This window comes from Arthrobacter caoxuetaonis (assembly GCF_023921125.1).
GTDB classification, from domain to species: Bacteria; Actinomycetota; Actinomycetes; order Actinomycetales; family Micrococcaceae; genus Arthrobacter_B; species Arthrobacter_B caoxuetaonis.
Genome location: NZ_CP099466.1, coordinates 2,683,258 through 2,699,667 on the forward strand (window position 1 = coordinate 2,683,258; position 16,410 = coordinate 2,699,667).

The 16,410-nt window shown below is 66.6% G+C and carries 17 protein-coding genes; 2 read left to right on the forward strand and 15 right to left on the reverse strand.

The window, feature by feature from the left end:
• Nucleotides 1-82: 82 nt before the first annotated feature.
• From NF551_RS12285 to NF551_RS12310, 6 genes are all read right to left on the reverse strand, one after another.
• A complete protein-coding gene (locus tag NF551_RS12285; RefSeq protein ID WP_227894393.1) occupies nt 83-379 on the reverse strand; it encodes a hypothetical protein in 297 nt (98 codons plus the stop codon).
• A gap of 868 nt (nt 380-1,247) precedes the next feature.
• Nucleotides 1,248-2,285 (reverse strand): serine hydrolase domain-containing protein, encoded by a 1,038-nt coding sequence (locus NF551_RS12290; RefSeq protein ID WP_227894392.1) that lies wholly within the window; start codon nt 2,283-2,285, stop codon nt 1,248-1,250.
• Nucleotides 2,282-2,512, reverse strand: a complete 231-nt coding sequence (locus NF551_RS12295) for a hypothetical protein (RefSeq protein WP_227894391.1) — start codon at nt 2,510-2,512, stop codon at nt 2,282-2,284. Before NF551_RS12295 ends, NF551_RS12290 begins: the two co-directional genes overlap by 4 nt.
• 357 nt (nt 2,513-2,869) lie before the next feature.
• Nucleotides 2,870-3,955, reverse strand: a complete 1,086-nt coding sequence (gene ychF / locus NF551_RS12300) for a redox-regulated ATPase YchF (RefSeq protein WP_227894390.1) — start codon at nt 3,953-3,955, stop codon at nt 2,870-2,872.
• Nucleotides 3,956-4,030: 75 nt separating this feature from the next.
• Nucleotides 4,031-5,104 (reverse strand): 4-hydroxy-3-methylbut-2-enyl diphosphate reductase, encoded by a 1,074-nt coding sequence (locus tag NF551_RS12305; protein WP_227894389.1) that lies wholly within the window; start codon nt 5,102-5,104, stop codon nt 4,031-4,033.
• Nucleotides 5,105-5,162: 58 nt separating this feature from the next.
• Nucleotides 5,163-5,987: a hypothetical protein gene (locus NF551_RS12310; protein ID WP_227894388.1), complete on the reverse strand. Its 825-nt coding sequence runs from the start codon at nt 5,985-5,987 to the stop codon at nt 5,163-5,165.
• A gap of 178 nt (nt 5,988-6,165) precedes the next feature.
• On the opposite strand from NF551_RS12310, the gene xseA reads away from it, so the two are divergent.
• Entirely contained in the window at nt 6,166-7,443 is a 1,278-nt protein-coding gene (gene xseA / locus NF551_RS12315; protein WP_423721117.1) for an exodeoxyribonuclease VII large subunit, read from the forward strand.
• 37 nt (nt 7,444-7,480) lie between these two features.
• A complete protein-coding gene (locus NF551_RS12320) occupies nt 7,481-7,714 on the forward strand; it encodes an exodeoxyribonuclease VII small subunit (protein ID WP_423721115.1) in 234 nt (77 codons plus the stop codon).
• Nucleotides 7,715-7,723: 9 nt separating this feature from the next.
• Here NF551_RS12320 and NF551_RS12325 read toward each other — a convergent pair whose 3' ends face one another.
• From NF551_RS12325 to NF551_RS12365, 9 genes are all read right to left on the reverse strand, one after another.
• Nucleotides 7,724-8,941 (reverse strand): pyridoxal phosphate-dependent aminotransferase, encoded by a 1,218-nt coding sequence (locus NF551_RS12325; RefSeq protein WP_227894386.1) that lies wholly within the window; start codon nt 8,939-8,941, stop codon nt 7,724-7,726.
• Between the two features lie 163 nt (nt 8,942-9,104).
• Entirely contained in the window at nt 9,105-10,073 is a 969-nt protein-coding gene (locus NF551_RS12330) for an ABC transporter substrate-binding protein (protein ID WP_227894385.1), read from the reverse strand.
• The gene (locus NF551_RS12335; protein ID WP_227894384.1) at nt 10,070-10,819 is read right to left on the reverse strand and encodes an ABC transporter permease; all 750 of its coding nucleotides are present in this window, start codon (nt 10,817-10,819) and stop codon (nt 10,070-10,072) included. Before NF551_RS12335 ends, NF551_RS12330 begins: the two co-directional genes overlap by 4 nt.
• Entirely contained in the window at nt 10,819-11,511 is a 693-nt protein-coding gene (locus NF551_RS12340) for an ABC transporter permease (RefSeq protein ID WP_227894383.1), read from the reverse strand. Before NF551_RS12340 ends, NF551_RS12335 begins: the two co-directional genes overlap by 1 nt.
• Before the next feature lie 2 nt (nt 11,512-11,513).
• Nucleotides 11,514-12,635: an ABC transporter ATP-binding protein gene (locus NF551_RS12345; protein ID WP_227894382.1), complete on the reverse strand. Its 1,122-nt coding sequence runs from the start codon at nt 12,633-12,635 to the stop codon at nt 11,514-11,516.
• 172 nt (nt 12,636-12,807) lie between these two features.
• Nucleotides 12,808-13,278: an NUDIX hydrolase gene (locus NF551_RS12350; RefSeq protein ID WP_227894381.1), complete on the reverse strand. Its 471-nt coding sequence runs from the start codon at nt 13,276-13,278 to the stop codon at nt 12,808-12,810.
• Nucleotides 13,275-14,189 (reverse strand): N-acetylglucosamine kinase, encoded by a 915-nt coding sequence (locus NF551_RS12355; protein ID WP_227894380.1) that lies wholly within the window; start codon nt 14,187-14,189, stop codon nt 13,275-13,277. The genes NF551_RS12350 and NF551_RS12355 overlap by 4 nt, the downstream gene beginning before the upstream one ends.
• 80 nt (nt 14,190-14,269) lie before the next feature.
• The gene (locus NF551_RS12360) at nt 14,270-15,565 is read right to left on the reverse strand and encodes a phosphotransferase (RefSeq protein WP_227894379.1); all 1,296 of its coding nucleotides are present in this window, start codon (nt 15,563-15,565) and stop codon (nt 14,270-14,272) included.
• Nucleotides 15,566-15,573: 8 nt separating this feature from the next.
• Complete coding sequence (locus NF551_RS12365) at nt 15,574-16,350, reverse strand: hypothetical protein (RefSeq protein WP_227894378.1); 777 nt, start codon at nt 16,348-16,350, stop codon at nt 15,574-15,576.
• Nucleotides 16,351-16,410 lie beyond the last annotated feature (60 nt).

The window sequence follows — 16,410 nt, forward strand, 5'->3', positions numbered from 1 at the left end:
CCCCAGCGCAGATCCGAGTCGAGGAGGACGACCGCCGAGGCTCCACGGTCGACCTCTCATGCCGACGAGCGGACGGATGCCGCTACTTGACAGACTCCCACCAATCAAAGATTCGGTCGATGACGTTGGTGGTGACGAGCCAAGGCTCCAGGCCAAGGTGATCCGTCAGTTCGTCGCGGAGGAAACCTGCGATCTCGTACCGAGTGTCGCCGCGGAGAAGGTGTGAGATCAGCGGATCGCGGATGCAGTCGTACTCATCCACCGGCCCCGAGCCGTCGTCCTCATCGTCCGGGTCGAACACGCCGATCGAGTCCCACTGGTTCAACAGGTCGCGCAGTTCTCGTTGCGTCCGCCGAGCCCAGACCGCGTCATGTTGCACGCGGCGAGGCTACAGAGGAAACACACTCATCTGCCGCTGCGCGTGCGGTGTCGTGCGGGAGTCGAGCCGTTTGTGGTCCGTCCTGCGGGCTCCAGATGTTGCTCGTCAGGGATGGGCACGCCATCCCGGAGGGTTTAGGCGGTCGAGCAGTGCAGCCACCTCTGGCTCCGTGCGGCAGGTCAGGTCGGTGAGGTAGTCAACGACGTACTCGACATTCCTGTACCGGCCGTCACGCGTGTCACTGAAGTGGATGGCGACGGTGCCTTCACTGGGGTTGATGGCGAAGTCGCCCTCGCCGAACCCGCCAGTAGGGGCGACTACGTCGCGACACTGGGTGAGCCTGGGAACTGCGGCGGGGACCGCGCGCGGTGTCGCCGTGCGATCGGCCGCATCGGAGTTCGCAGGGGACGGAGTGCGAGGCGGGGGTTGCGGTGCTTCTTCTTGCTCGTTGCCATTCGTATTGCACGCGCTGAGCGCTACGCCGCTGACGAATAGCACGAGGACACACGTTCCTGCCCGACCCGACATCATCCTCATGAGATGCACCGCCGCACGACTTTGTTGCCTGTATGCCGCCGCCTAGTGGTTCCGCCCGACCGTGCCGTACATCGGGCTCCGCTCGACCATGCGCTGACGGTGCGCTTGCGTGCCGAGATCCGGTCGACTTGTGGGCGATCTTGCTCGTGCAAATGGCTGCGCTTGACCCCGGCCGCCCACGATCGGCGTCGGTTAGTTGAGGCGATCATCCGTTGCATCCGGAGTCGTGCGCCGCAGGGCGGGAGCACGTGAATGCGCGGGATCCGTTGGCTGACTCCGCCGACTGCAACCGGTCGCTACTTCGCCGAGCTCTCTACCCACGTCAGGTCGGTCAGGCGGCGGACGGGACGGGATCGGACCCGAATCCGGGTCCGGAGTCGATGATCTGCCCGAGCAGCTTGAGGCCGGGACGATCCACGGGTCGGTTGTTGGCGTTGAGGATCACGACTGCGGCGCCGTGTTCGGGGGCTATAGCCAGCAGGCTGCGATATCCACCCGTGCCGCCACTGTGGAACATGACTCGATGCTGGGTGCGGGGCAGGTTGGCTGCGATCCAGCCGGGATGGATCGCAGCTCGTGCGTTGATGCGGTGCGCGGTCGTGCGGTTGAGAGCGATCGCTTCGGCGAGTTCTTCGGGGGCGGGGCCGAGGTGGGCCCGCGCGAGCCTGAGCAGGTCGGGAACCGTCGAGTGAAGGCCGCCGGCACCGGCGAGGGCGGCCAGGTGCCACGGTGGGCGTGGTCGTCCCGTGCGGGAGTGACCGGGGGCCAACCGGGCTGCGCCTTCGAGATCGAGGACCACGCGGGTGTCTGTCATGCCCAGATGCCGGCAGATCTCGGCCTGGACGAGCGAGTCGTAGTCGGTCTCGGTGTGGCGTGCCAGGGCGAATCCGAGCAAGCCGGCGCCGAGGTTGGAGTAGCAGAAGCGGGTGCCGGGCACCGATCGCAAACGGGTGCGCCGCAACCCGTCCATCAGGAGCTCGCCGGTGCATCCGGCGTAGGGGTCTGCTCGCAACAGGCCCCGTGGCAGGGTCCCCTTGGGAAGCCTTGGTAACCCAGAAGTGTGGGAGGCCAGGTGCCTCAGCCTGATGACCTCGCCGCCGCGCTGGGGGGCCGTGATGTCACGAGGTAGGAGGTCGCTCAGGGGTTGGTCCAGCCCCACGACGCCGCGCACGGCGAGCTGGGCCAAGGCGAGCGCGGTGAACGTCTTGGTGATGGAACCGATCTCGAACTGCGTGCCGGGATCTGCGCCGTGCACTGCGGACTGCCTGCCGTGCAGCGCACCCACCACCACGACACCACGCTGTCCAGCGCCGAGTCGTTGCGCTGTTCGTCTTGACAGATCGTCAAGGAGCGAGTTGATCATCGTCATGCCTCCGTGCGGCCGAACAGGTGCCGGCCCCCGTACTTCTTGTGGACGGCTTGCTTCGAGACGCCGAGCGCCTCGGCAATCTGCGCCCACGTGGTCCCAGACACGCGGGCACGGTGGACCAGGACCTCTTCGTGTCCTTCCAGTCGGCGGCGCAGCGCGGTTGCTTCGCGCAACGCTTGAAGGGGATCGGTGTTCTCAATGATGCAGGCAAGATCAACATCGGTCATGCGGTCAACATTAGTTGACTTTTCCAGCAGAGTCAACTTACATTGACGCGCCGCGAGTCACGTATCGCCAGATGGCGCCGGTTGGCCACTCGAGCCGGCCTGCCCGTGCGGAGTGCGATTTCGGGTGCGTCATACCCCCGCGATCGAGCCACACCGGCCAAGGCCTCATCGACGACAGCCAAGTGCACTCAGTTGCGCTCGATCATCGCGACCGCAACTCTCCCCGACTGGGCCGTCCCCGCGACCACGTGAGGTCGCTGTCAGGGCACTTTTCTGACACATCGTCCTCAACTTTTTGCGGACTAAATGCGGACTAACCAGACCTCGCAACGCTCTGACCTGCGGAAACAGGCCGATTCAGACGTTGAAGCGGAACTCCACCACATCGCCGTCGGCCATGACGTAGTCCTTGCCTTCAATCCGGACCTTGCCGTGGGCCTTGGCCTCAGCCATGGAACCGGCTTCAACCAGATCCTCGAAGGAGACAACTTCGGCCTTAATGAAGCCGCGCTGGAAGTCGGTGTGGATGACGCCGGCCGCCTGGGGCGCGGTGTCGCCCTTGCGGATGGTCCAGGCACGGGTTTCCTTGGGACCAGCGGTGAGGTAGGTCTGCAGGCCGAGGGTGTGGAAGCCAACGCGGGCCAGCTTGTCCAGGCCGGACTCTTCCTGGCCGCTCATTTCGAGCATTTCGCGGGCTTCTTCTTCGTCCAGCTCCACGAGGTCGGCTTCAAGCTTGGCATCGAGGAAGATGGCGTCGGCGGGAGCAACGAGTTCGCGCAGCTCAGCCTGGCGGTCCGGGTTGCCCAGGACGGCGTCGTCGACGTTGAACACGTAGATGAACGGCTTGGCGGTGAGCAGGCTCAGTTCACGCAGCTGGTCCATGTCCAGCTTGTCCTTCTCCACGGAGGAGAAGATGGTGTCTCCGCGTTCCAGCACGGCCTGGGCGGCCTGCATGGCAGCCAGCTGCGCGGCGTCGCGCTTCTTGATCTTCACTTCCTTCTCCACGCGCGGAATGGCCTTCTCCAGGGTCTGGAGGTCCGCGAGGATCAGTTCAGTGTTGATGGTCTCCATGTCCGAGCGGGGATCAACCTTGCCGTCCACGTGGACAACATCGGGATCATCGAACACGCGGATGACCTGGGCAATGGCCTCGGCCTCGCGGATGTTCGCCAGGAACTGGTTGCCCAGTCCTTCGCCCTCGGAGGCACCCTTCACAATGCCGGCGATGTCCACGAAGGACACTGTTGCGGGCAGGATCCGGGCCGAGCCGAAGATCTCCGCAAGCTTGGCCAGCCGCGGGTCCGGCAGGGAGACGACGCCGACATTCGGCTCGATCGTGGCGAACGGATAGTTCGCCGCGAGCACGTTGTTGCGGGTCAGCGCATTGAACAGGGTTGATTTGCCGACGTTGGGCAGGCCGACGATGCCAATAGTAAGAGCCACGTTAGTAAATGTTACCGGGGCAGCCCGCCTGAGCCGAACCGGACACCGCGGCGCCCGGGAAGGGCACCCGCGAAGTTAGGAGCGGCGGCCGCCAAGTCCGCGGGAGGTGTCCCCCATGGCCTTGAGGGTGGCTCGGATTTCCTTGGGCAGGGAGAAGATGATGTCCTCTTCCGCCGTGACGACTTCCTCGACGTCGCCGTAGCCGTACTGGGCCAGCAGGTTCAGGACGTCCTGGACCAGGTTCTCCGGCACCGAAGCGCCGGAGGTCACTCCCACGGTGGAGACGCCTTCAAACCAGGACTCGTCCACCTCATTGGCGAAGTCCACCCGGTAAGAGGCCTTGGCACCGTACTCCAGGGCAACCTCAACCAGGCGCACCGAGTTCGAGGAGTTCGCGGAACCGACCACAATGACGAGGTCCGCGTCGGGGGCGATCTTCTTGATCGCGGCCTGCCGGTTGGAGGTGGCGTAGCAAATGTCGTCGCTGGGCGGATCCTGCAGGGTGGGGAACCGCTTGCGCAGCAGATTCACCGTATGCATGGCTTCATCCACGCTCAGTGTGGTCTGGGACAGCCAAATGACCTTGTTGGGATCACGGACCACCACCTTGTCCACATCTTCGGGACCGTTCACAATCTGCGTGTGTTCGGGGGCCTCTCCGTAGGTGCCTTCAACTTCCTCGTGGCCCTCGTGTCCGATCAGCAGGATGTCGAAGTCGTCGCGGGCAAACCGCACTGCTTCCTTATGGACCTTGGTCACCAGCGGGCAGGTGGCGTCGATGGTCTGCAGGTTCCTGTCCTTCGCGGACTGCACGACGGCGGGAGAGACTCCGTGTGCGGAGAAGATCAGCCTGGCGCCTTCCGGGACCTCGTCGGTTTCATCGACGAAGATGGCGCCTTTTTCCTCCAGCGTGTGGACCACGTGCAGGTTGTGGACGATCTGCTTGCGGACGTAGATCGGCGGCCCGTAGGCCTCCAGTGCCTTCTCGACGGCGATGACGGCACGGTCGACGCCGGCGCAGTAGCCGCGCGGGGCTGCGAGCAGGACCCGGCGCGCACCGGAAACCGGCGCGGCAGCAGCAACCTCTTCGGGGCTGCGGCGGCGGCGGGGCACGGTGGGCATCGGCACGGAAACGGCTGTGCTGGTCATGACTCCATGCTAGCCGGTACGCGGAACGGACCCCGGGCCCATGCGTCCAAGTCCGCTGTCAGCGCACCTGCCGGCGGCTTCCGGCGACCAGCCGAAAGATCAGCCCGACGACGGCGAGTGCCCCGGCACCCAGCATCAGCGGTACGAGCCAGCCTTGGAAGTTTTCGGCAGCCCGCGGAGCGAGCGCCGAGATGAAAGTGGAAGCAACGGGGTTGGCCGGGAGCCGGCCTTCGGCGAGTCCCGGCAGCGCGCCTGCCGCCAGCCAGAGCACTACGCCCAAGGCGACGGCGCCGAGGCCGGCCAGTGCCAGGGTTGTGGACCGGCGCCTGGCTGCCAGCAGGCCGAGCAGCAGGGCCAGAGCGGCAGCGGCAGTGAACAGCGGCCAGGACTCTGCAAACCGGGTCAGGTTTGCCAGTTCGGCGCTGCGGTCGGTGTTGGACACCACAATCGGGCGGGGACCGGCGTCGGGCGCTTCTGTTCCCATTTCCCCGGCGATGCCTGCCGTGGCGAGGTTCAGCAGCGGACCGATGTCGAGGGTGGGGACACCGGTGTCGAAGGTCTCGGCGTGTGAGTTTTCAAGGGTCGCCGTCCAGGCATCGGGATAGCCCGGGTCCTGCTGGATCCCGGAAACGATGCGCTCAACAATGGGCTCCACGAAAGACGCCATCCCCTCGGGCAGTCCGTCCGTGGCGGCCTGGCCGGCCTGGTCGGCAACTGCGGCAGAGAGCTCAGCCTGGAACGCCTGATCCTCTCCAAGCGGCTGGGCCAGGGAAGCGAATCCCGGGCCTGAGACCACATGCTGCGCGAGCCAGGCCCCGCATGCTGCTGTCCCTGCCAGCAGCACTGCCGCCACGACCAGGAGTGCCGAAGCAAAACTACGCATTCTTCCCCGCTTTTCTTCCACCATCAGCCGTTGTCGGCCTTCCCTAAAGTACCGGCAGAAGGCTTGCCGGCGCCTGAGTGCCGGGTCCGCGGCCAGCCGTGTCCCCGGCACCTGATAGACATTAACCCAGGGACGGTTCCGCCGCGGCACCTCCCGATGAGATGACCAGGAGCTCGAATTGCAGGATGAGACAGGCCCCCAGGACCCTGGCGCTGCCGATGCAGGGACCGCGCTGGCACCCACCGCTGCCCTCACGTCGCCGGAGAATCCGTGGCCGCTGGCCCTGCTGTCGAAGAACCTGAAGGCCTACATCGACCGGGCCCCCGCAGCGTGGGTCGAAGGCCAGGTCATCGAACTGAACCGGCGCGCGAACGCCTCCTACATCACGCTTCGCGACGTCGACGCCGAGGTCTCGCTCTCGCTCACAGTGTGGGGAACGGTCATGAACCGGCTGGAGCTCCCGCTCGAACGGGGTGCCCGCGTCGTCGCGCACATCAAACCGGATTTTTGGATGAAGACCGGCCGCCTGTCCATGCAGACCCGGGAGATCCGTCCCGTCGGCCTCGGCGACCTGCTGGCACGCATCGAACGGCTGCGGCAGGCCCTGGCAGCCGAAGGGCTGTTCGCTGCCTCCCGCAAGAAGCGCCTGCCGCTGCTGCCCGGCCGGATCGGCCTGATCACCGGGCGAAACTCGGATGCCATGAAAGATGTCATGCGCAATGCTGCCCTCCGCTGGCCTGCCGTTGAATTCGAGGTGCGGGAAGTGGCCGTCCAGGGCGTGAACGCCGTAGCAGAGGTCAGCCGTGCCCTCGCCGCGCTCGATGCCATGCCCGAAGTGGACGTCATCGTCATCGCCCGCGGCGGCGGCTCCCTGGAAGATCTGCTGCCGTTCAGCCATGAGGACCTGGTCCGGGCGGTTGCCGCGGCGCAGACTCCGGTGGTCAGCGCCATCGGCCATGAAGCCGACCGGCCACTGCTGGACGAAGTCGCGGACCTGCGGGCCTCCACGCCCACGGACGCCGCCAAACGGATCGTGCCCGACGTCGGCGAGGAACTGGCCCGGATTGGAACAGCCCGTTCGCAGCTGCGGCGGATCATGGAACTGATGCTCAGCCGTGAGGCAGACCGGCTCATGCACATCCGCACCCGTCCGGTGCTTTCCGCTCCGCAGACCATGCTGGCTACCCGTGCCGATGACGTCTCCCGGCTCCGCGACCGGGCCTTCTCCGCGATGCGCGCCGAGGTACGGCGCGACGCCGACCGGATCAGTTACCTGCGGGCGCAGGTCCTCTCCCTCTCACCGCAGAAAACGCTGGACCGCGGCTACGCCGTCGTCCAGCTTGCCGACGGTTCCGTTGTCCGCGAGGCCGCCGCGGTGGAGCCGGAGTCCGCCCTCCGGATCCGGGTGGCGTCCGGCGAGCTGGGAGCCGTCGCCACCGGGCCGCACCAGCCCTGAGATTTTCCGAACCACGATGAGCCACCAGGAGAAACCCATGAACGAAGCAGCAGCACTTCCCGCCGATATCGAGGCCATGAGCTACGAGCAGGCACGTGACGAACTTGTTGGCGTGGTGACGCGTCTGGAGGCCGGCGGGGCAAGCCTCGAAGAATCACTGGCGCTGTGGGAACGCGGCGAGGCCCTTGCCACCCGGTGCGAGTCCTGGCTTGAAGGCGCACGCCAGCGGCTGGACGCCGCCCGCGCCGCCCGCGAGGGCTCCGCCGAGTAAAACGGGCCCCTACGGCTTGTAGGTGCTCAGGAATTCTGCCAGCCGGGACACGGCGTCCTCGATGTCTTCAAGGGCGGGCAGCGTCACCATACGGAAGTGGTCGGGACGGATCCAGTTGAACGCCGTTCCGTGCGAAACCAGGATTTTCTGCTGTTTGAGCAGGTCCAGGGCGAACGACTCATCCGACGTGATGGGATACGCTTCGGGGTCCAGTTTCGGGAAGAGGTAGAGCGCCCCCTCGGCGTTCTCGACGCTGACGCCGGGAATGTCGTTCAGCATCTTGAAGGCCAGGTCGCGCTGCGCCTTGAGCCGGCCGCCGGGCAGGATCAGGTCATTGATGCTCTGGTAGCCGCCCAGAGCCGTCTGGATCGCATGCTGCGCCGGAACGTTGGCGCACAGGCGCATGTTCGCCAGCAGGTTGATGCCCTCGATGTAGTCGGCGGCAGCCCGCTTGGGGCCGGAGATGGTCATCCAGCCGCTGCGGAAGCCCGCGATCCGGTACGCCTTGGACAGTCCGCTGAAGGTCAGGCAGAGGACGTCGTCACCCGTAATGGACGCCGCGTTCACATGGACGGCGCCGTCGTAGAGGATCTTCTCGTAGATTTCGTCGGCGAAAATGATCAGCCCGTGCTTGCGGGCCAGATCCACGATCTGCCGGAGGACGTACTCCGGGTAGACGGCACCGGTGGGGTTGTTGGGGTTGATGAGCACAATGCCCTTGGTCCGGGGAGTGATCCGGGCTTCCATGTCCTCGACGTCGGGCCACCAGTGGTTGTCCTCGTCGCACAGGTAGTGCACCGCGGTGCCGCCGGCCAGCGACACTGAGGCCGTCCACAGCGGATAGTCGGGGGTGGGCACCAGGATCTCGTCACCGTTGTCCAGAAGAGCCTGGAGGGACATCGTGATCAGTTCACTGACCCCGTTGCCGAGGTACACGTCGTCGACGTCGATGTTGTGGATGCCTTGGCTTTGGTAGTACTGCACCACAGCCGTGCGGGCGGAGAAGATGCCGCGGGAGTCGCTGTACCCCTGCGCCGTGGGCAGGTGCCGGATCATGTCCACGAGGATGGCCTCGGGTGCCTCGAACCCGAAGGGCGCAGGATTGCCGATATTCAGCTTGAGGATGCGCTGGCCTGCGGCTTCCATCCGCTGGGCATGCTCAAGCAGCGGTCCACGAATGTCATAGAGGACGTTGTGGAGCTTCTGCGACTGGGTGAATTCGACCATCTACTCAGAATGCCATAACAGGGCCCGGCACCCGCTTTACCTGACGTTCGGAGGCGCGTTCCGCTCCCCCAAACCCCGCGAGAGGCCAGTTGCGGCTCGTTTGAGGCATCATTCGAGCCGTAACTGGCCTCTCGGCGGGAGACTGTGCGGGGACTGGGGCGTACTAGGCCAGGCCCTTTTCCTTCAGCCAGGCCTCGGCTGCGTCCTTGGGATCCTGCTTCTGGTCACCGGAGACGGCCTGGTTCAGCTTGATGAGGTCTTCGGTGGTCAGGACGGCGGAGACGCTGTTCAGGATGTCCTGGGCTTCCTGGGTAACTGCGTCCTGGTTCACCAGCGGGACGACCTGCTGGGCAATGAAGTTGTTCTTCGGGTCTTCCAGCACCACCAGGCTGTTCTCCTCGATGGACGGCGTGGTGGTGTAGATATCCGCAGCCTGGACCTTGTCGGTCAACAGGGCCTGCAGCGTTGCTTCGCCGCCGCCGTCGTTGATGGCCTCAAACCCGCCCGGCACGCAGTTGTACTTCTCTGCCAGTCCCGGCAGTCCGTAGGCCCGTTCCTGGAAGGTGGTCGGTGCCGCGATGGTGATCTCGCCGCAGACCTCTGCCAGGTCCTCGAGCGAGGTGAGGTCATACTTCTCGGCGGTCGCCTGCGTGACCACCAGTGCGTCCTTGCTCTCGGCGTCAGCCGGCTCAAGAACGGCGAGGTTCACGTCCGGGGACTCTTCCTCCAGCGCCGCCGGCAGGGCATCCATGATTTCCTGTGCCGACTGTGCGGTTGCTTCGGTGTCTGCGAACAGGAGCAGGTTGCCGCTGTAGTCCGGAATGATCTGGACCGAGCCGTCCTCCAGTGCACGGTAGTAGATCTCGCGGGAGCCGATGCCCGGTTTTGTTTCGACCTGGATTCCCTCTGCCCGCAGGGCACCGGCGTAGATCTCCGCGATGATCTGGGATTCGGGGAAGTCAGCAGACCCGATGACCAGGGTCGCGGAATCTTCCACCCCGGTTGGAGCGGTGCTGGGCTCCTGGCTCTGCGGGTCCGAGTTCGCTCCGCAGGATGCCAGCACCAGGGCAGCTGCCAGTCCGGCCGCGCCGGTCAGCAGGGTTTTGGCCCGGGGTCGGGTGTTTGTGCTCATGATGATGTTCCTCCTTGGAGACCGGCGGGCTGCGCCTGCCGGTGTTGGGTGAGCGGTTTCCGGGTGCTGCGGAAGCGCAGGCCCGGCGAGAGTACGAGGCGCTGGACGGCTGCCAGCACCAAATCGACGGCGAGGGCCAGAAGCGCGATGAGCAGCGCCCCGCCGAAAAGCCTTCCGTTGTCCCGCAGCTGCGTCCCCTCAATGAGATAGGTGCCCAATCCGCCGAGGGAGATAAACGCGACCACCGAGACCGTCGCCAGCACCTGGAGGACAGCACCGCGGAAGCCGCCGAACACCACCAGCAGGCCGTTCGGCAGTTCGACCCGGAAGAGGATCTGGAACTCGTTCATGCCCATCGCCCGGGCAGCGTCGACCACGGTGCGGTCCACCGAGGAGATCCCGGCATAGACACCGGCCAGCAGCGGAGGAATGGCCAGCAGCACCAGCGCCCAAATGGGCGGCATGAGGCCAATGCCGGCAAGCAGGACGAAGAGGAAGACCAGGCCAAGGGTCGGCAGGGCACGCAGGATGCCGGTGCCGGAGACCACGACGACGCGTCCCCGGCCGGTGTGCCCAATGTAGAGCCCGAGGGGCACGGCAATCAGGACGGCGATGCCGACGGCGAGGGCCGTGTAGCCGAGGTGCTCCAGAATCCGTGCCGGGATACCGCTGCTGGAGGTCCAGTTAGCCGGGGCCGTGAGCCATTCGTACATCTGGACGAGGACGTTCTCACTTGAGTAATCCATCAGGACGCCGCCGTCCGAGCTTCAACGGCTGCGACCGGGAGCCGGGGTACACCGTTTCGGGCTGCCCGGGTCCACGGGGTCAGCAGGCGCTGGGCGAGGACCAGGACCAGGTCCAGGACAAGTGCCAGCAGCAGGATCAGCGCAATGCCGATCACAATTTCGGTGGGGAAATTCCGGTAGAGACCGTCCATGAACAACCGTCCGAGACTGTCGATGCCCAGCAGTGCGCCGACACTGACCAGGGACATGTTGGAGACGGAGATGACCCGCAGTCCCGCGAAAAGCACCGGCACGGCCAACGGGAGGTCGACGGCGAAAAACCTGCGCAGCGGGCGGTATCCCATGGCGGTTGCTGCCTGCCGCACGTCGTCGTCCACCGAGTTCAGCGCATCAACGGTGGAGCGCACCAGCAGGGCCACTGCGTACAGGGTCAGCGCGACTATCACGTTGGTGATATCCAGCACCCGGGTTCCCAGCAGCACCGGCAGCAGCACGAACAGCGCCAGGGACGGGATGGTGTACAGCACGGCGGAAGAGCCAAGGATGAAGCCGCCGAGTCCGCGGTGCAGCCGGGCAGCCTGCGCCAGCGGAATTGCGATGAGCACGCCCAGCAGCAGCGGGATGACAGCCTGGTAAAGGTGCAGGGCCGTGAGCCGGCCAATCAGCTCCGTGTTGGCAAAGAACCAATCCATGCTCAGACCGCCGAGCCGTGCAGCGCCATGCCGCGCCGCAGCCGTGCCTGTTCAATCAGGTCGAAGATTTCCCCGGCCCGCACGACGCCGATGGCCCGGCCCTCGCCGTCGACCACCACGCCCATGCCGGACGGAGAGGAGAGGGCTGCGTCCAGGGCGCTTCGAAGGCTGTCCCCCCGGCGGTGCAGTGAACCGCCCGGCACTACGTCCGCCGGTGACGTTACGGCCGGGCGGCCGGAAGCCGGCACCCAGCCCAGCGGACGGCCGCCGTCGTCGACAGCCAGGGCCCAGCCCTCGCGGACGGGCACGGAGTGATCCCCCAGCTCCACCGGATCAAGCATTTGGACGGGGTGGACGGCCACGCTGTTGCCGGCCTGGAAACCCAGGTGGCGGAACCCGCGGTCCCGGCCCACAAAGCCGGCGACGAAATCGTCCACCGGAGCGCGCAGGACCCCTTCGGGGGTATCGAACTGGGCGAGCCGGCCGCCCACGGCGAAAACGGCAACCGTGTCGCCGAGGATGGTGGCTTCGTCGATGTCATGCGTGACGAACACAATGGTCTTTGCCAGATCCCGCTGCAGCCTCAGCAGTTCCTGCTGCAGTTCGGCCCGGACCACCGGGTCCACGGCGCTGAAGGGTTCGTCCATGAGCAGCACCGGCGGATCGGCTGCCAGCGCCCGGGCCACGCCCACCCGCTGTTGCTGGCCGCCGGAGAGCTGGGCAGGGTACCGCTTGCCCATCGCTGCTGAGAGGCCGACGACGTCGAGCAGTTCGGCCGCGCGGGCACGGGCCTGCCGCCGGGACACTCCGTTGAGCCGCGGAACCGTGGCGATGTTATCGATGACGGTGCGGTGCGGAAGCAGTCCCGAGGACTGCATCACGTAGCCCATGGACCGGCGGAGTTCGGAGGACGGGCTGTCGGCGGCATTCCGTCCGTCAATGTGGATGGTTCCCGACGTGGGTTCCACCATCCGGTTGATCATGCGCAGCGAGGTGGTCTTGCCGCAGCCTGAGGGCCCCACGAAAACCGTGATGGCGCCCTTGGCGATGTCCAGCGAGAGGTTGTCCACTGCAGGAGAGTCGGAGTCCGGATAGGACTTGGTCACGCCCCGGAAACGGATCATGGGCTCAGCAGTCTCTGCCCCTGGCGTTCTGGCATCCGGGATGGACATGGCAGCCTCCGTGTGTTGTAGCAGCTGCACATACGCCCGGACGACCGGCAGTATGCTGACAAGCTGTGGACTTAAGCTATGCGTTTGCGCGCCCCTGAGTCCAGCCGTAAACGGCGTTACGCGCCTAGCGAAGCTGCGCAGGGCCCTCCACGGACGAGGTAGGCGCGGCACTGAGCATCTCCAGTGCCACGTCCACCAAACCCACGCGTTGCAGGGACGGAACCTCATCCAGCGGGAACCAAGCCGCCTGGTCTGTGCTTCCGGACGTTTCGCTGGCCAGCGACCCGCCCGTGACTTCCGCACGGTAGACGATGCGCAGCGCGTGCAGCATGCGGCCTTCGCCGTGCATCCGCTTGGCCGGGGGAACAAAGTGGCTGTCTACACCCAGCAGCCCGGCAAGCTCTACGGAGTACCCGGTCTCCTCAGCGACTTCCCGCACTGCTGCCGTGGGTGCGTCCTCGCCGAACTCGAGTCCTCCCCCGGGCAGCGTCCATGCCGAATTCCCGTGCTGGTTCCAGTGCGCCAGCAGGATCGATCCGTTCCGGATCACGACGGCGTACGCACCGATCCGCACATCGAAGTTTTTCGCACTCATGCGGCGCCGCCTTCGAGCAGGTACCGCACACCGAAGACGGGGTCCTGGGTAAGGAAACGGATATCACCCAGTCCGCGGGCAGAGAGACCTGCCTCAAGCAGTTCCTGGAGCAGCGGCTGATGGATTCCGATCCCGCCGCCGATGACCACCGGCCCGCGCACCTGCAGCTGCGCGGCGACGTCGCCCACCAGACCTGCCAGGTCCCGGGCAGCCGTCGCCACGATGCTGCGGCTCGGGGCATGCCCTTCCTGCGCTGCCTCAAAGACAACCCGGGCCATGGAGGCCCAGTACCGGCGTCCGGTATCCGCATGGAACCGTGCGATGAGCTGCTGCGGTTCGCTGACCCCGACGGCGAGCATGAGTTCTGCGGACAGCCGGTCAGGTTCCTGTCCGAGATCGTGAAGGCGGAGGGCGTGGCGCACCGCCTCGCGGCCGATCCAGTAGGCGCTGCCCTCATCGCCAAGGAGGTAGCCCCATCCACCGGAACGGGCCTGTCTGCCGTCCGAGTCCATTCCCCAGGCCACGGAACCGGTTCCGGCGATGAGGCCAATGCCCGCCGGCGCCTCCCCCGCTGCCAGGATCAGCCGGGTGTCGTGAACCACCGTCACCTCGGCCGAGGGAACGTGCTCCAGGATCAGCTCGCGCAGTGCGGCCGCGTCTTCGGGGGTGTCCACTCCGCCGGAACCGGCAATGACCCGGTTGACGCCGCTGGTGCCCAGCGCCGCAAAGATCTCGGCAAGGTTGTGCCGTGCCTGTTCACGGGAAACGTTCTGGACGTTGGCGCTGCCGCTGACAGCCTCGGCAACTGCCTCGCCGCCCTGCAGCCTGATGCCGTGGGTCTTTGTTCCACCGATGTCCAAACCGATGGCGGCGTTTTCCGCCGGTTCCGCGGAGTTGTGGCTCTGTTGCATCCCTCCAGCCTACGCAGTCCGGCAGGCCGGCCAGCTATCAAACCCGCTTTTTGACCTGGCCGCAGCCCAACGTCGGAACGCTATCTGTCCTGTCCGCGGCTGCCGCTGAGCAGTTTCGCGGCCGCTTCCAGGCGTGCAGCAGCATTCTCGGCCCGCGTCAGCCTCCCCGCCCTGGCTCCGGGCACCAGGGAGAGGGCCACTCCCGCGGCTCGGGCCGCCAACGCTTCCGGCGAGCTTCCCGCCGCGGCAGCGGCAGCGTCGAACCCCTGCCGGTAATCGGCAAGCGCCTGTTCCAGTGCGGAGCCGGGAGCCAGCTCGGCGAGGACTGCGAGGTGGCCCGTAAAGCACGCGAGGTCGTCCACGCGGTGGCCCGGGCCCATCCCGTCGACGTCGAGCACTCCGGTGATCCTGCCGCCGTCCACCAGCAGGTTCCCTTCGTAGAAGTCGCCATGCACCGGCACCATGGGACCCGGGTCCAGCGCAGCTGTGAGCTCCTCGATCTTCCGGGCCATCGCTCTGATCCTGCCGGCTTGGCCGGGCAGCACAGCGGCAGCAGAGCGTCCGTAAGCCCTGGCACGTTCGGACCAGGCCGGACGGCGTTTCAGCGACAGGGCCGCTTCCGGAAGCTGGTCCAGCAGTCCCGAAAGCTCCTCTGGTCCTGGCGCCGCGCCGCTCTCCAGCGCCCGCAGCATGGGCGCCCCGTGCAGCTCGGAGAGAACGACGGCGCCGCCCGGCCAGGTGCCCGCGGCACCCGGCGGAGGCACGAGACCGGCAGCAGGAACAGCGGTACCGGCAAGCAGGCGGTGCCGCAGGATGAGTTCCTTTTCCTGTCCGGGCTGGAGGACTTTGATGTAGGCGCTTTGGCCGGGAACTGCTGCATGTACTACTGCCCGGCGCAGGGGCCGGTAGGCAGCGAGGCGGAGGCCGGCTCCATCGGCGGTCAGCTGGGGCCGTTCAAAAATCCTTGCCGCTGCCTGCCCGGGATCCAGTGCCCACGCCAGCGACGGCAGCAGCGGATCATGGGGGTGCAACCACAGGGAGAGCGGTGTCCCGTTCAGCGACGTACGTACCGCAGCCGGCGCGGACAACGGGGTTCGCGAGGTGGTGGCGCCGGCATAGAGGCTTAGCGTGGCTCCGCCGCGGTTGATGGCACGGATCCGGTACAGGGCAGAGACCCCGGCACCGGGACGGTGGAAGGTCCGTTGATGGGACCACGAATCCAGGACCAAGTGGGAGCGCGTGAGCAGTTCGCCGATCGGCACCGACATCCCGCTGCTCTCCACGGTGTCTCGGGCGGCCGGTCCGTCATGGACTGCGGCGCGGCTGCGCGGGTCCCGCCGGCTGGGGTTGCGTCCGCCGCGGGAAGGCGGCGCCATTGCGGGTTCTAGGCCCGACGCCGCTGAAGAACGTCGTCGAGGTTCAGGATGCCGGTGGCGGGACGGGGTTCGATCGCCGTGCTTCCGGCAACGGGAGCCGCGACGGGGCGGATCGGTGTCTTGAGCACGGGTTTCGGGGACGCGGGTGCCGCCAGCGGCTGCGGCGCAGCCCGGGGCGCAACGGGTGCGTCCACGTAGGTCGGTTTCGGTACGGCGACCGGTTCCCAGGAAGACGCTTCGGCACTCTTGGCAGCTTCAGCAAGGGCCGCGTCGCGCAGTTCCTGGGCTGTCAACCGCGGTACCGGTTTCGGAGCCGGAGCCGCCGGGCGTGTTTCGGCCGGAAGAGCAGCCGCAGGTACGGCCTTGGTCTCTTCTCCGGCGCCGTCGAAAACGGAATCAGCACGGGGGTTGGCTGGCAGTGGTGCCGGCGCCTGTTCGCGTTTGGCAGCGCGGGCGGCAGCGTTGCGGCGGGCCTGCCGGTTGCGGCGGTCGCGCACCGCGAGGCTGCGCAGGGATCCGAAGACACCGGCGATGCCGACGGCGGAGGCAGCGGGAAGCCAGACGGAGACGGCTCCCAGCAAGGCGGCGACACTTCCGGCGAGGACGCCGACAATGAACACCAGGCCCAGCAGCGCCAGGGTTATGCGCCCGTAGCGCAGTCGCAGGGGCGCCGTGGCAGGTGCAGCCTGCCCGGACGAGGGAACTCCGGCACTGCTGCCGGGCCCGGACGCCGGGCGCACGGATCCGTGCGGCGTGTGCTGGACGCCGGTGCTGGTGTTGTGCATGGTGTTCCCCTGAATACTCGGGTCCGGTGCGTGGTCGGGACTTCTGCCTGCAGCTGGCAA

What these genes read in the sequence shown, in the direction of transcription:
- NF551_RS12355 (WP_227894380.1), bottom strand. Translation starts at nt 14,189, where the DNA reads ATGCAACAGAGCCACAACTCCGCGGAACCGGCGGAAAACGCCGCCATC.
- NF551_RS12295 (WP_227894391.1), bottom strand. Translation starts at nt 2,512, where the DNA reads ATGACCGATGTTGATCTTGCCTGCATCATTGAGAACACCGATCCCCTT.
- NF551_RS12325 (WP_227894386.1), bottom strand. Translation starts at nt 8,941, where the DNA reads ATGGTCGAATTCACCCAGTCGCAGAAGCTCCACAACGTCCTCTATGAC.
- NF551_RS12350 (WP_227894381.1), bottom strand. Translation starts at nt 13,278, where the DNA reads ATGAGTGCGAAAAACTTCGATGTGCGGATCGGTGCGTACGCCGTCGTG.
- NF551_RS12340 (WP_227894383.1), bottom strand. Translation starts at nt 11,511, where the DNA reads ATGGATTGGTTCTTTGCCAACACGGAGCTGATTGGCCGGCTCACGGCC.
- NF551_RS12330 (WP_227894385.1), bottom strand. Translation starts at nt 10,073, where the DNA reads ATGAGCACAAACACCCGACCCCGGGCCAAAACCCTGCTGACCGGCGCG.
- NF551_RS12345 (WP_227894382.1), bottom strand. Translation starts at nt 12,635, where the DNA reads ATGATCCGTTTCCGGGGCGTGACCAAGTCCTATCCGGACTCCGACTCT.
- NF551_RS12365 (WP_227894378.1), bottom strand. Translation starts at nt 16,350, where the DNA reads ATGCACAACACCAGCACCGGCGTCCAGCACACGCCGCACGGATCCGTG.
- NF551_RS12320 (WP_423721115.1), top strand. Translation starts at nt 7,481, where the DNA reads ATGAACGAAGCAGCAGCACTTCCCGCCGATATCGAGGCCATGAGCTAC.
- NF551_RS12290 (WP_227894392.1), bottom strand. Translation starts at nt 2,285, where the DNA reads ATGACGATGATCAACTCGCTCCTTGACGATCTGTCAAGACGAACAGCG.
- NF551_RS12310 (WP_227894388.1), bottom strand. Translation starts at nt 5,987, where the DNA reads ATGCGTAGTTTTGCTTCGGCACTCCTGGTCGTGGCGGCAGTGCTGCTG.
- NF551_RS12335 (WP_227894384.1), bottom strand. Translation starts at nt 10,819, where the DNA reads ATGGATTACTCAAGTGAGAACGTCCTCGTCCAGATGTACGAATGGCTC.
- NF551_RS12360 (WP_227894379.1), bottom strand. Translation starts at nt 15,565, where the DNA reads ATGGCGCCGCCTTCCCGCGGCGGACGCAACCCCAGCCGGCGGGACCCG.
- NF551_RS12305 (WP_227894389.1), bottom strand. Translation starts at nt 5,104, where the DNA reads ATGACCAGCACAGCCGTTTCCGTGCCGATGCCCACCGTGCCCCGCCGC.